Raw genomic sequence first — 11,655 nt, 5'->3', positions numbered from 1 at the left:
TTCCATACCGCGTCAGTTCTTGGTCCGGGGCAGGCCGGGCGGGTTGATCTCGGACGTCGTGACGGCCTCGCTGCTCAGTCCCCACCGCTTGAGCACCTGCGCGTAGGTGCCGTTCTCGATGACGTGGTTCAGCGCGGCGGCGTAGGCGTCGACGAGGCCGCTGTCCTTCTTCGTGGTGACGGCGATCTTGCCCTGGAGGCCGGCGCCCGCGCCGGAGAACTTGCCGACGATCTCGGTCTGGCCGGCCGAGGCGACGTGGTAGGCGGAGGTCGGGTTCGGGCCGAGGTAGGCGTCGATGCGGCCGGACTGGAGCGCCAGGTAGTAGTCGGTCTGGTTCTGGAAGTACTTGATGTCGACCGGCTTGCGGCCCGCCTTCTCGTTCTCCCGGCTCCACTCGACGAGGATCTTCTCCTGGTTGGTGCCCGAGCTGACCGCGATGGTCTTCCCGGCGACGTCGGCGGGACCCGCGACCTTCCAGCCGCTGCCCTTCTTCGCCTCGAAGGCCAGGTCGTCCAGGCGGTAGGTGGCGAAGTCGTACTTGTCCTTGCGCTCCTCGGTGACCGTCACGTTGGAGAAGACGCCGTCGAACTTGCCGCTGTCGAGGCCGACGAAGAGGTTCTCCCAAGAGACCGGGTCGACCTCGGGCTTCACCCCGAGGGTGTCGGCGACGAGCGTGGCGATGTCGAGCTCGACACCGATCAGCGTTCTGTCGTCGGTCGCGTAGAAGGCGAGCGGCGGAGCGCTGCCGGTGGAGACGCCGAGGTTGAGCGTGCCGCGCTTGCGGACGGCCTCGGGGAGCTTGGCGGCGATCGCGTCGACCTTCGCGGTGTGGACGCGCTTCTGGTCCGGGCCGAGGTTGATCGCGGTGCCGCCCTTGGCACCCTTGGGCGCGACCTGGTCGGTGGCGGCGTCGCTCGCACCGCCGCAGGCGGTGAGCGAGACCAGCGCGGTGAGCGAGGCGAGGGCGACGGCGAGCGGGCGGTGCCGGAGGGCACGGACGGTGCGGCGGGCGGGAGAGGACATGACGGGACTCCTTGTCGGGCGGGAATGTCAGGCGGGGATGGTCAGGCGGGAAGGGACGGGCGGCGGGGTCAGAGGACTTTGGAGAGGAAGGCGCGGGTGCGCTCGTGACGCGGGCTGTCGAGGACCTCTGCGGGCGGGCCCTGCTCGACGATCCGGCCCTCGTCCATGAAGACGACGGTGTCGGCGACCTCGCGGGCGAAGCCGATCTCATGGGTGACGACGATCATGGTGGTGCCGGCGGCGGCCAGGTCCTTGATGACGTCGAGGACCTCGCCGACCAGCTCGGGGTCGAGCGCGGAGGTCGGCTCGTCGAAGAGCAGCAGGCCCGGTTCGAGGGCGAGCGCCCGGGCGATCGCGACGCGCTGCTGCTGCCCGCCGGACAGCTGCTTGGGGTAGGCCTTGGCCTTGTCGGCGAGCCCGACCCGCTCGAGCAGCTTCAGGGCCGCCGCCTCGGCCTCCTTGCGCGGGCGCCGCAGCGCGGACACCGGCGCCTCGACGACGTTCTCCAGGACGGTCAGGTGCGGGAAGAGGTGGAAGTTCTGGAAGACGAAGCCGATCCGGGTGCGCTGCCTGAGGATCTCGCGCTCGCGCAGCTCGTACAGCTTGTCGCCGGAGCGGCGGTAGCCGACGAAGGCGCCGTCGACGCTGATCGAGCCGCTGTCGACCTTCTCCAGGTGGTTGATGGTGCGCAGCAGGGTGGACTTGCCGGAGCCGGACGGGCCGAGGACGACGGTGACCTCGCCGGGCCGCACGTCGAGGTCGATGCCGCGCAGCACCTCGAGGGCGCCGAAGCTCTTGCGTACGCCGCGGATGCGGACCTTGACGTCGGGCTCGGCCGTGACGGCGGCCTCGGCGGCGGTGGCGGTGCTCATCGGGTGCTCCCCTTCGCGTAGTGACGTTCGACGTAGTGCTGGACGACGGAGAGCGCCGTGGTGAGCAGCACGTACCAGGCGGTGGCGACCATCAGGAGCGGGACGACCCGCCCGTTGCGCCCGTAGACGACCTGGACCTGGTAGAAGAGCTCGCCGATCGCCATGACGGAGACGATCGAGGTGCCCTTGAACAGCGAGATGATCTCGTTGGCGGCGTTGGGCAGGATCGAGCGCATCGCCTGCGGCAGCACGATCCGGCGCAGCTGCCGCAGCCGCGGGATGCCGAGGGCGGCCGCCGCCTCCAGCTGGCCGCCGTCCACGGCCAGCACGCCGCCGCGGACGATCTCGGCCGCGTAGGCCGCCTGGTGCAGCGCGAGCCCGAGGACGGCCGCGCTCATCGCGCCGACCAGGCCCATCGTGTCGAAGGCCCAGAAGCTCGGCCCGAACGGGATGCCGAGGCTCAGCTCCTTGTAGAGGTAGGCCAGGTTGAACCAGAACAGCAGCTGGACGATGAGCGGGATCGAGCGGAAGGCCCAGATGTAGCCGAAGGCGACCGCCCGGAGGAACGGGCTGCCGGACAGCCGCATGAAGGCGAGCACGATCCCGAGGGCGAAGCCGAGGACGGTGCCGTAGAAGGTCAGCTGGAGGGTGACCCAGACGGCCTGGAGGATGGCGTCGGCGGTGAAGAAGCGGGCGAAGACGTCCCACTCCCAGCCCGGGTTGGTGACCAGGCCGTGCAGGAACTGGGCGAGGACGACGACGGTGGCGGCGACGGCGGCCCAGCGCCAGGGATGCCGAACGGGCACCACCGTGAGGGCGGGGCCGTCGGCGTCCGGAGGCTCGGTGGAAGGGGTTCTCGCGGGGACGGCGTGGACGGGTGGATCACTGGTGAGAGACATGGCGGTACCTCGGGTACGAGGGCGGGACGGACAGGACCGGGGCGGCCGGGGCCTCAGGCGCTAGGCGCTCAGCGACGCGGGCGCGGGCTCGGCGGCGGGCGCGGGCACGGCCTGGGCGGGCGCCGGCTCGGCCCGCGTCGGCGCGGGCTCGGCGGGCGCGGGCGTCGTACAGGACAGGTCGCGCAGGAGCGCGAGCGCGGTCCGCGCGGTCCGGTCGTTCTGGCGGAAGGCGAAGCCGCCGGTACGCGGCCGGGTGAAGGCGCCGCCGGCCCGGGCGGTGGTGGGCGGGCCGAGCGCGAAGCGGCGCGGGTGCGGCCGTCCGTCCCGCCCGAGGACCCGGCCGTCGTCCGGGTCGACGGCGAGCAGCCCGGCGTCGGTGGCGCGGGCGCCCTCCTCGTACAGGGCGCGCAGCAGCGGACTCGCGGTGTCCGTGACCGTGGCGTCGGGCAGCCGGGCCTCGACCAGGGCGCGGGCCTCGGTCCACACTCCCGGCAGGCTCGCGGAGGAGGCCCGGAAGACGCCGCGTTCCTCGTCGGCCTCGACGGTGACGCCGGCGCCGAGGAAGCGGACGATCCCGGCGTCGGAGAGGGCGAGCAGCTGCCGCAGCCGCGGGCCGGGCGGGCCGGAGGCGAGGAAGCTGAAGAAGCCGTGCCACCAGTTGCCGGGATCGCCGAGGTCGCCGAACCGCAGCAGCTGGCCGTAGACGGACAGCAGCGCGCCGAAGACGGCCAGGTCGGGGCTGTGGGCGGGATCGTGACGGCGGGTCAGGTCGTCGGTGATGTGCCGGCGCAGCCCGTCCTGGAGGGCGTCGGCGGAGTCGTGGCGGACGCCGTCCAGCGGGTGGTCGAGGGCGTCGAGGTCGAGCCGGTCGGCCGGGTCGGGCACGGCGGCGGCGACCAGGGCGTCGAGCTCGGGGCCGAGGGGCGCGGCTGCCGCGTACTTCTCCTCGAAGTCGCGCCAGGGGACGGCGGTCCGCTCGGGATGGGCGGCGAACAGCCGGTGGTAGTGGGCGAAGCCCAGCTCCTTGGCGACGAGCGGCCACACGTCGCGCCGGAAGTCGACCGGGCGGCCCGTGGCGAGCAGCGCGTCGACCTCGGCGGGCCCGAAGAAGCGTGGCAGCGGCGGCCGTTCGCCGGTGAACTCGTATCCGATCTTGGAGTGGTACGGGACTCCGCGCCGCGATCCGACGTGCAGGACGGGCTCGCGGCCGGAGGGCACGTAGACGAGCCGGTCGCCGTCCTCCTCGTAGCGTCCGCCGCGGCCCTCGGTGAGCAGCACCATGAGGTCGACGAAGGCCAGGCCGAAGCCGCGGACCAGGACCGGCTCGCCGGCGGGCAGCGCGGACAGGTCGGAGTCGGCGGTGAAGTCGGGCGGCAGGTGGGTGAGTCCGTGGCGGGCGGCGAACGCTGCCAGGTCCCGCTGTCCGGGGTCGGGCCGGGCGTCGAGGTGGCCGAGGGCGAGGACGACGAGGTCGGCGACGAGCGGTTCGGCGTGCCCGGCGAGCCAGACCCGCTGGCGTCCGTCGCGCGGGCCGCCGACGCGCAGCGCGGTGGTGGGATGCTCGTGGACGGTGACGGACGGCGGCAGTTCGGCGCGGGCCCGGTCGTACACCCAGCGGAGATAGGCGCCCTGCTGGGGGCGGCTGGGGAAGACCCGGCCGTCGATGCCGGCCCATTCGGCGAGGGTGGGTCCGGGGCGCACGGGCCCGTCGATCGTCACGGACTCGTCGGTGAACATGGTGACGTCCTCGGCCTGGGAGTTCATCCAGAGCAGCGGGGACTGGGCGGTGCGCCAGATCCGTCCGGGGCCCGCCGGGTACGGGTCGACGAGGTGGACGTCGAGGGGCCGGTCGCCGTACAGCTCGGGCAGGTTGGCGGCGAGCCGCTCCAGGAAGCCGGTGCCGCGCGGCCCGGCGCCGACGACGACGATCGCGCGGCGGGGCCCGCTCATCGCGTTCCCTTCGTGCCGCCCGTGCCGCCGGTGCCGGTGCCGCGGGCGTAGTGGCGCTCGACGTAGTGCTGTCCGACGCTGAGGACGGAGGTGACCAGGACGTACCAGACGGTGGCGACCAGGAGCAGCGGGATGACCTGGTAGGTGCGGTGGTAGACGAGCTGGACGGAGTAGAGCAGGTCCTGGACGGCGATGACGGAGACGATCGAGGTGCCCTTGAGGGTGCCGATCAGCATGTTGCCGGCGGGCGGCACGATGGAGCGCATGGCCTGCGGCAGCACGATCCGGGTGAGCCGGCGCAGGCGGCCGAGGCCGAGGGACTGGGCGGCCTCGATCTGGCCGCGGTCGACGGAGAGGATGCCACCGCGGACGACCTCGGCGGCGTAGGCGCCCTCGTGGAGGGTGAGGCCGACGACGGCGACGGAGACCGGGCCGAGCAGGTTGACCGTGCTGACGCCGAGGATCGTCGGGTACAGGGCGCCGATGTTGAACCAGAACAGCAGTTGGACCAGGATCGGCGTGGAGCGGAAGAACCACACGTATCCCCAGCTGACCGCGCGCAGCACCGGGTTGGCGGACAGCCGGAAGACGGCGAGCAGGGTGCCGATGGCGAAGCCCAGGACCATGACGACGGCGGTCAGCCACAGGGTGAGGACGAGGCCGCGCAGCACGGCGGTGGAGGTGAAGTAGTCGCCGACCACGTCCCATTGGAAGGCCTGGTTGGTGACGACGGAGAAGAGTCCGAGCGCGACCAGGACGAGGACGGCGCCGGCGGCGGTCCACTGGCCGGTGCGGCGGGCGGGGACGATGCGGAGGTGGTCCTCGGAATCGGCGGGCGGGGCCGTCGAGGGGGTTTTGAGGAGGGTCGCGGACATGGCGAAGGCTCCGTGGATGCCAGAGACGGATCGAACACGGGAGTGCGCCTTCACGCGCGGTGAGCCGCGGACCCGAGCCCCTCAGCACGGGGTCCGCGGTTTCAAGCTACGCGGAGCGCGGGGCGGGCTGTCAAGCCCGTCCGCATGATGAGCCGTACGTCTCATCATGGTTGACGGAGAAACGGATGCCTGTTCCACTTGGGCCATGCATCCGCAGCAGTGGCTGGTCACGCGCTCCCACATCGACTTCGGTCGAGTGTGGTCCTCCTCCTGTTGAGCCGACCCCGCTGCTTCTCCCTGCCCGCGTGCTGTTTCCCGCGGCGTCTTCACCGCGCACGACCGTGAGTGCCTGAGCTCGACTCCCCTCGCTCCACCCTGCCTTGCCCTGACTTGCCTTGACCCGGGCGCGCCCGTCCCGGGCCGGCTCCGCCCTGCCCTTCCTTCGTCCTGAAGGACCGTCATGACCTTTGCGCTGTCCGTGTCCGTGTACCGGACCACCACCACCGACCCGCTGGCGAACCCGCTCCTCGACGAGCTGACGCACGAGTACACGACCCGCTACGGCGCGTCCGAGGACCTGCGCAGCTACCCGGCGGAGGAGTTCCTGCCGCCGCGCGGGACGTTCCTGCTGCTCCTGGAGCAGGGCCGGCCCGTGGCGGGCGGCGCCTACCGCCGTTACGACGAGCACACCGCCGAACTCAAACGGATCTGGACCCACTCCGAGCACCGCAGGCGCGGGCTCGCCCGCCGGGTCCTCGACGAACTCGAACGGGACGCCGCCGCGCGCGGCTACTCCCGGATCTTTCTGACCACCGGACCGCGCCAGCCCGAGGCCAAGGGCCTCTACCTGGCGACCGGATACCGCCCCCTCTTCGACGTCACGGCCGATCCCGAGTCGATCGGACCGCTGCCGTTCGAGAAGCACCTGGACCTGGAGATCCCGACACCATGAACAGCCCGCGCACGCACCGCACCACCGCAGCCTTCGCGCTGATCACCGCCGCCGCACTCGCGCTCACCGCGTGCTCGGGCGGCGAGCCGGTGACGGCCCCGGCCGGCTCGACCGGGAAGGGAGGCGCCGCGCAGGGCGGCGCGCTGCCCACCGAGGACGTGGTATCGGGAGTGAAGAAGAACGAGGCGGCGGCGAAGCTGCTGCCCGCGGACGTACGCGCACGGGGCACCCTGACCCTCGTCAACTCGGTCGGCAGCCCGCCCAGCTCGACCTATCTGCCGGACGGCAAGACGGTCGTCGGCCTGGACGCCGACCTCTCGGAGGCCGTGGCCAAGGCCCTCGGTCTGGAGCTGAAGCACGAGGTGGCCGGCTTCGAGGCGATCCTGCCGGCGCTCGGCAGCGGCAAGTACGACGTCGGCACCGGCAACTTCGGCGTGACGGAGGAGCGGCGCAAGAGCATCGACTTCGTCACCTACATCAACGACGGCCAGGGCTTCGCGGCCCGCGCCGACAGCAAGCTGTCCGCCGTCACGGACCTCACCCAGCTGTGCGGTCTGCGGGTGGCCACCGGCGCGGGCACCACCTTCGAACGGACCTTGGAGCAGAACAAGGCCCGGTGCGCCGCGGCCGGGAAGAAGCCGTACGAGGTGAACGTCTACAGCGAGCCGGGCGCCATCTGGATGGCGCTCCAGCAGGGCCGCAGCGACGTGGTCATGAACACCATCAACGGCATCCGTTACGCGGTGACGCAGCAGCCGGGCACGAAGTTCCTCAACGAGTACCGCCGCCTCGACGTCGGTTTCGCCTTCAAGAAGGGCACGCCGCTCGCCCCGGCCTTCCAGGCCGCGGTGAACGGCCTGAAGGCGGACGGCACCTACGACCGGATCGTGAAGAAGTGGGGCGTGACCGACTCCGCCATTCCCGAGTCCCGGATCAGCCCGCCGGAGATCCCGGCGCCGACGAAGTGACGCGGGTCCGGCCCGTCCGTCCGGCCCGTCCGGCCGGTCCGGACGGACGGGCCGGACCGTCAGCAGCCGTCGCAGGGGCAGCAGCAGTCGCAGTTGCCGCAGCCCGGGTCGCCGCAGTCGCAGTCCCGGCAGCAGCCTTCGCGCTTCTTGCGGGACCAGGGACCCTCGTACTCCTTGGCACAGCAGATCTGGCAGGTGCAGCACAGCCAGGTGAACATGGCGCACCCGGCGAGGAAGCCGCGGGGCTTCTTGGGCTGCTGGGACCCGCCGGCGCCGAACTGCGGCGGCAGCCCGCCGGGCCCGCCCGGACCGCCCGGCCCGGAGGGTCCGCCCGGTCCACCCGGTCCGCCCGGTCCGCCGTAGGGGTTCCCGCCGCCGTACGGGTTGTAGGCACCGTACGGGCCGGGCGTACCGCCGCCGTACGGGCCGGGCGCACCGCCGCCGTACGGAGCGCCGGGGACGGGCCCGTGGGGCGGCTGCCCCGGGCCCGGCGCGCCGTGGGAGCAGGTCGTCGTGCCGAAGGCCCGGTCGATCGAGGCGCGCAGCTCGTGGGCGAGCAGGACGTGCGCGAGGCGCCCGTCGGCGAACTCGGCGTCCTTGAGGGCCAGCCGGATGCCGTGCAGCGCGTCGTCGGCGAGCCGGCGGGCCTCCTCGCGGGAGGTGCCGGTCGCGGTGAGCGGGTTCCAGGAGCCGGCGGCCTCGTCGGCGGCCTGGTCCTCGACGGCGTCGAGGAGGTGGGCGAGGCGCCCGAAGAGCCGGCCGGCCTCGGCGAGGGGCTCGACGTTGCCGGGGCGGCCGGCGAGGACCGCCGTGTGCGCGAAGGCGGCGGCGGTCGCCGTCTCCGTCGGCTCGGTGACGACGAGCAGCGAGGTGCCCCGGCCCGCGAGCGCCTCGATGCCGGGCTGGCGGTCGACGGCGTCGACGAGGACGGCGGTGTCGAAGCCGAGCGCCCGTCCGGTGCGGGCACCCGCCCGGTCCCAGGAGCGGGCGACCCGGCGGGCCGCGACGGCGACCGGCCGCCGGGCCAACAGGCCGTCGCGGTCGGCGACGTGGTCGCGGATCTTCGCGGAGGCCAGGACGAGCGAGACGGCGGCGGCGAGCCGCGCGCCCTCGCCGCGCGCGACCGGCGCGGTGCGCATGGCCCGCAGCGGGCAGGGACCCGCGGTGCGGCGCCCGCTCCCGGTGGTGCCGGTCTGAGCCTCCGTCAGGACCGAGACGATCAGGCCGTCGTAGTTGGTGACGACCCGGGCGAACTGCCCGTGGTCGGCGCGAAGTGCCAGGCAGAGGCCGCAGAGATGGGCCATCCACTCCGTCTTGAGGCCTTCGGTGAGGCGATGCGCGCACGGCCTGACGATTCCGAACAAGTCACTCCCCCGTGAGCCGGTCGCGCCACGTCGGTGCGACTGCGTCGGGCATCGTACCGAGCGGATCCGTTCACCCGTACGCCCCGCCCGTCACCCTTGTGGCCCGACTTTCATATTTTAAGTTGCACACCTCCGCCCGACCCTCTGTCAGCCCCCTCAAACCGCAAGATCCCTGACGAATCGCCAGATTTCGAGCCTGACGTTCTGCACCAGTACCGTCACGAATCCCCTGCGCGCCGACTATCCACTTGGCGCGCGATCCGCATCATGGACGACGATAGGGAAATGCGGAACCACGAGTGACCGCGCTGAAAGGAGGCGTCCATGGGATCGGTGCGCAAGGCCAGTGCCTGGCTGGGGCTCGTCGAGGACAACGACGAGCGTTACTACGACGACGAGTACGCCGACGGTGCCGAGAGCGGCGACGCCTGGGTGACGGACCCGCGGGTGCGGGTGGCGACCGACACGGCGCAGGAGCAGGGCCGTCGGATCGCGACCGTCTCCCCGGACGGGTTCCGGGACGCCCGGGGCATCGGAGAGCTGTTCCGGGAGGGCGTCCCGGTGATCGTGAACCTGACCGCGATGGAGCCGAACGACGCCAAGCGGGTCGTCGACTTCGCGGCCGGCCTCGCCTTCGGTCTGCGCGGCTCGATCGAGCGCGTCGCGACCCGGGTCTTCCTGCTCACCCCGTCGGACACCCAGATCGTCACGGGCGAGTCGGCCGGCCGCTCGCAGGACGGCTTCTTCAACCAGAGCTGACGCCCGGCCCGGCGCACGACCGCCGGCCAGCGGCCGCCGGGCTCGTCAGTGGCCCGGCCGGGCCGAGCCCGCCGGTTCGGCGGGGCCTCGGGTGGCGGGCACGCGGGCGCCGGCCGGCGGGCGGGACGGCCCGGCGGGGCCGGACCCGGCCGCGCGGCCCTCGCCCCCGGCGCGGTCGAGCGGGGCCGCGGGGACGTCGCCGTCCTCGTCCCGCACGGGCGGGCACTCCATCACGCGCGGCAGGCGCAGGGCCATCAGCGCGCCCAGCAGGAGCAGGCCCGCGCTGACGAAGAGCGTCACGTGGAGGCCGTTCACGAAGGCGTGGCGGGCCGCCTGATGCAGGGCGGCGCCGGCAGGGCCGCCGAGGCGGTCCGCGACCTGGTAGGCCTCGCCGAGGGAGTTCGCGGCGGCGCGGGCCGTCCCGTCCGGCACTCCCGGCACGCCGCGCAGCCCCGGCGCGTACGCCGCGTTCATGACGCTGCCGAGCAGCGCGATGCCCATGCCCGCGCCCAGCTGGTAGGAGGTCTCCCCGATCGCCGCCGCCCCGCCCGCGCTCTCCGGCGGCGCCTCGCTGAGCATCGACTCGTACGCCGAGAAGAGCGTCGTCTGCAGCCCGAAGCCGAGCAGCACGAAGCCGGCGGTCAGCAGCAGCGGCCGGTCGTGCTGGCCCATGAGCACCAGCAGCAGCACCGCCGCCGCCGTGAGCACGAAGCCCCAGCCGACCATCCGGCGCGGCCCGAGCCGGCGCAGCGTGTACGAGCCGGTGGCGCCGGCCGCCATCGCGGCGAAGGTCAGCGGCAGCAGCCGCAGCCCGGTCTCCAGCGGGCTGAGGCCGAGGACCAGCTGAAGGTACTGGACGGCGATCAGCTCCAGGCCGACGAGCGCCAGCATGGCGAGCACGATGCAGCCGACCGAGGTGGTGAAGGGCGCCCGCGCGAACAGCCGCATGTCGATCAGCGGGTGCGCGCGCCGCTTCTGCCGCCGCACGAACAGCACCAGGAGCGCCGCGCCGACGAACAGCGGCCCGGCGGTCGGCAGGGCGAGCAGCGACTCGCCGGCGCCCAGCCGCTTCACGCCGAGGACCGCGCCGAGCACGCCGGCCGCGGCCATCAGCGCGCCGAGCACGTCCCACGGCCCGTCGGCGCCGCCGCGCGACTCGGGCAGCAGCCAGCGCCCGACCGGCAGGATCAGCGCCATCAGCGGGATGTTGATCAGGAAGACCGAGCCCCACCAGTAGTTCTCGACCAGGAAGCCGCCGAGCACCGGCCCGGTGGCCGCGCCGACGGCGGCGACGGCGGTCCAGATCCCGATCGCGGTGGCCCGCTCCCGCCGGTCGGGGAAGACGGCGCGGAGGATGGACAGCGTGGCCGGCATGATCATGGCGCCGCCGACGCCGAGCAGCGCGCGGGCGCCGATCAGGACCTCGGGCACGGTGGCGAGCGCGGCGACCGCCGAGGCGATGCCGAACAGCGCGTAACCGAGCAGCAGCACCCGTCTGCGCCCGACCCGGTCGCCCAGCGTGCCGAAGAGGATCAGCAGCGAGGCGCAGATCAGCGGATAGGCGTCGACGATCCACAGCAGCGCCGTGGAGCTCGGGCGGAGGTCCTCGGTGACGGAGGGGACGGCGACGTGCAGCACGGTCGCGTCGAGCGCGACGAGCAGCAGGCTGACGCAGAGGACGACGAGGACGACCCAGCGGTTGGCACCGCCGTCGGTTCCGCGGCCGAGGGGCCGCGGCCGCGTCCCGGCCGTGATCGTCCGCGCCATGTACGTACCTCCCAGTGAAGCCCTCGCGCTCGGCGGGCACCGGCCGGGGCAGCGGCCCCGGGGCGGCCCGGCATCGACGGGCGAGTGAGCCGTCAGCGTACGCGAGTTCAAGCTCCGAGCGCGTGGCGCACCTCTCACCCCGGCGGGCCGCGCGGTGTGGCGTACGCCACTCCGGCCGGCTCGCGTGTCGGCTGGAATTCCCCGCGCGTCGCCGTTCGCGGAATTA

10 protein-coding genes are annotated in these 11,655 nt (G+C 73.1%); 3 read left to right on the top strand and 7 right to left on the bottom strand.

The window, feature by feature from the left end; translation table 11 throughout:
* Positions 1 to 12: 12 nt before the first annotated feature.
* The 5 genes from ACIGO8_RS18895 to ACIGO8_RS18875 form a co-directional block, all read right to left on the bottom strand.
* Positions 13 to 1,023, bottom strand: a complete 1,011-nt coding sequence (locus ACIGO8_RS18895; protein ID WP_399731498.1) for an ABC transporter substrate-binding protein — start codon at positions 1,021 to 1,023, stop codon at positions 13 to 15.
* 68 nt (positions 1,024 to 1,091) lie between these two features.
* Positions 1,092 to 1,895, bottom strand: coding sequence for an amino acid ABC transporter ATP-binding protein (locus ACIGO8_RS18890; protein ID WP_399731495.1), 804 nt, complete (start codon positions 1,893 to 1,895; stop codon positions 1,092 to 1,094).
* Positions 1,892 to 2,794 (bottom strand): amino acid ABC transporter permease, encoded by a 903-nt coding sequence (locus tag ACIGO8_RS18885; protein ID WP_399731492.1) that lies wholly within the window; start codon positions 2,792 to 2,794, stop codon positions 1,892 to 1,894. Before ACIGO8_RS18885 ends, ACIGO8_RS18890 begins: the two co-directional genes overlap by 4 nt.
* Positions 2,795 to 2,854: 60 nt before the next feature.
* Positions 2,855 to 4,744 carry an FAD/NAD(P)-binding protein gene (locus ACIGO8_RS18880; protein ID WP_399731489.1) on the bottom strand — a complete coding sequence of 630 codons (1,890 nt, stop codon included), beginning with the start codon at positions 4,742 to 4,744 and terminating at the stop codon, positions 2,855 to 2,857.
* Positions 4,741 to 5,619: an amino acid ABC transporter permease gene (locus ACIGO8_RS18875; protein ID WP_399731486.1), complete on the bottom strand. Its 879-nt coding sequence runs from the start codon at positions 5,617 to 5,619 to the stop codon at positions 4,741 to 4,743. Before ACIGO8_RS18875 ends, ACIGO8_RS18880 begins: the two co-directional genes overlap by 4 nt.
* A gap of 460 nt (positions 5,620 to 6,079) precedes the next feature.
* Here ACIGO8_RS18875 and ACIGO8_RS18870 point away from each other — a divergent pair, with 460 nt between their 5' ends.
* Positions 6,080 to 6,571 carry a GNAT family N-acetyltransferase gene (locus ACIGO8_RS18870; protein ID WP_399731483.1) on the top strand — a complete coding sequence of 164 codons (492 nt, stop codon included), beginning with the start codon at positions 6,080 to 6,082 and terminating at the stop codon, positions 6,569 to 6,571.
* Positions 6,568 to 7,539 carry an ABC transporter substrate-binding protein gene (locus ACIGO8_RS18865; protein ID WP_399731480.1) on the top strand — a complete coding sequence of 324 codons (972 nt, stop codon included), beginning with the start codon at positions 6,568 to 6,570 and terminating at the stop codon, positions 7,537 to 7,539. The genes ACIGO8_RS18870 and ACIGO8_RS18865 overlap by 4 nt, the downstream gene beginning before the upstream one ends.
* Positions 7,540 to 7,598: 59 nt before the next feature.
* Here the strand turns inward: ACIGO8_RS18865 and ACIGO8_RS18860 are convergent, their stop codons facing one another.
* Positions 7,599 to 8,903: a DUF5685 family protein gene (locus tag ACIGO8_RS18860; protein ID WP_399731478.1), complete on the bottom strand. Its 1,305-nt coding sequence runs from the start codon at positions 8,901 to 8,903 to the stop codon at positions 7,599 to 7,601.
* A gap of 324 nt (positions 8,904 to 9,227) precedes the next feature.
* Here ACIGO8_RS18860 and ACIGO8_RS18855 point away from each other — a divergent pair, with 324 nt between their 5' ends.
* Entirely contained in the window at positions 9,228 to 9,662 is a 435-nt protein-coding gene (locus ACIGO8_RS18855; RefSeq protein WP_399731475.1) for a cell division protein SepF, read from the top strand.
* 45 nt (positions 9,663 to 9,707) lie between these two features.
* On the opposite strand, the gene ACIGO8_RS18850 is transcribed toward ACIGO8_RS18855, so the two are convergent.
* Positions 9,708 to 11,429 carry an MFS transporter gene (locus ACIGO8_RS18850; protein ID WP_399731472.1) on the bottom strand — a complete coding sequence of 574 codons (1,722 nt, stop codon included), beginning with the start codon at positions 11,427 to 11,429 and terminating at the stop codon, positions 9,708 to 9,710.
* Between the last annotated feature and the right edge of the window lie 226 nt (positions 11,430 to 11,655).

The organism is Streptomyces sp. NPDC053493, assembly GCF_044544825.1.
Classification (GTDB): domain Bacteria; phylum Actinomycetota; class Actinomycetes; order Streptomycetales; family Streptomycetaceae; genus Streptomyces.
Note: the sequence above shows the minus strand (reverse complement) of the source record. Positions and strands in the feature narration are given on the sequence as shown.

Excerpts from the sequence above, each read along its gene's own strand:
- ACIGO8_RS18895 (WP_399731498.1), bottom strand. The coding sequence starts at position 1,023 with ATGTCCTCTCCCGCCCGCCGCACCGTCCGTGCCCTCCGGCACCGCCCG.
- ACIGO8_RS18890 (WP_399731495.1), bottom strand. The coding sequence starts at position 1,895 with ATGAGCACCGCCACCGCCGCCGAGGCCGCCGTCACGGCCGAGCCCGAC.
- ACIGO8_RS18885 (WP_399731492.1), bottom strand. The coding sequence starts at position 2,794 with ATGTCTCTCACCAGTGATCCACCCGTCCACGCCGTCCCCGCGAGAACC.
- ACIGO8_RS18880 (WP_399731489.1), bottom strand. The coding sequence starts at position 4,744 with ATGAGCGGGCCCCGCCGCGCGATCGTCGTCGTCGGCGCCGGGCCGCGC.
- ACIGO8_RS18875 (WP_399731486.1), bottom strand. The coding sequence starts at position 5,619 with ATGTCCGCGACCCTCCTCAAAACCCCCTCGACGGCCCCGCCCGCCGAT.
- ACIGO8_RS18870 (WP_399731483.1), top strand. The coding sequence starts at position 6,080 with ATGACCTTTGCGCTGTCCGTGTCCGTGTACCGGACCACCACCACCGAC.
- ACIGO8_RS18865 (WP_399731480.1), top strand. The coding sequence starts at position 6,568 with ATGAACAGCCCGCGCACGCACCGCACCACCGCAGCCTTCGCGCTGATC.
- ACIGO8_RS18855 (WP_399731475.1), top strand. The coding sequence starts at position 9,228 with ATGGGATCGGTGCGCAAGGCCAGTGCCTGGCTGGGGCTCGTCGAGGAC.
- ACIGO8_RS18850 (WP_399731472.1), bottom strand. The coding sequence starts at position 11,429 with ATGGCGCGGACGATCACGGCCGGGACGCGGCCGCGGCCCCTCGGCCGC.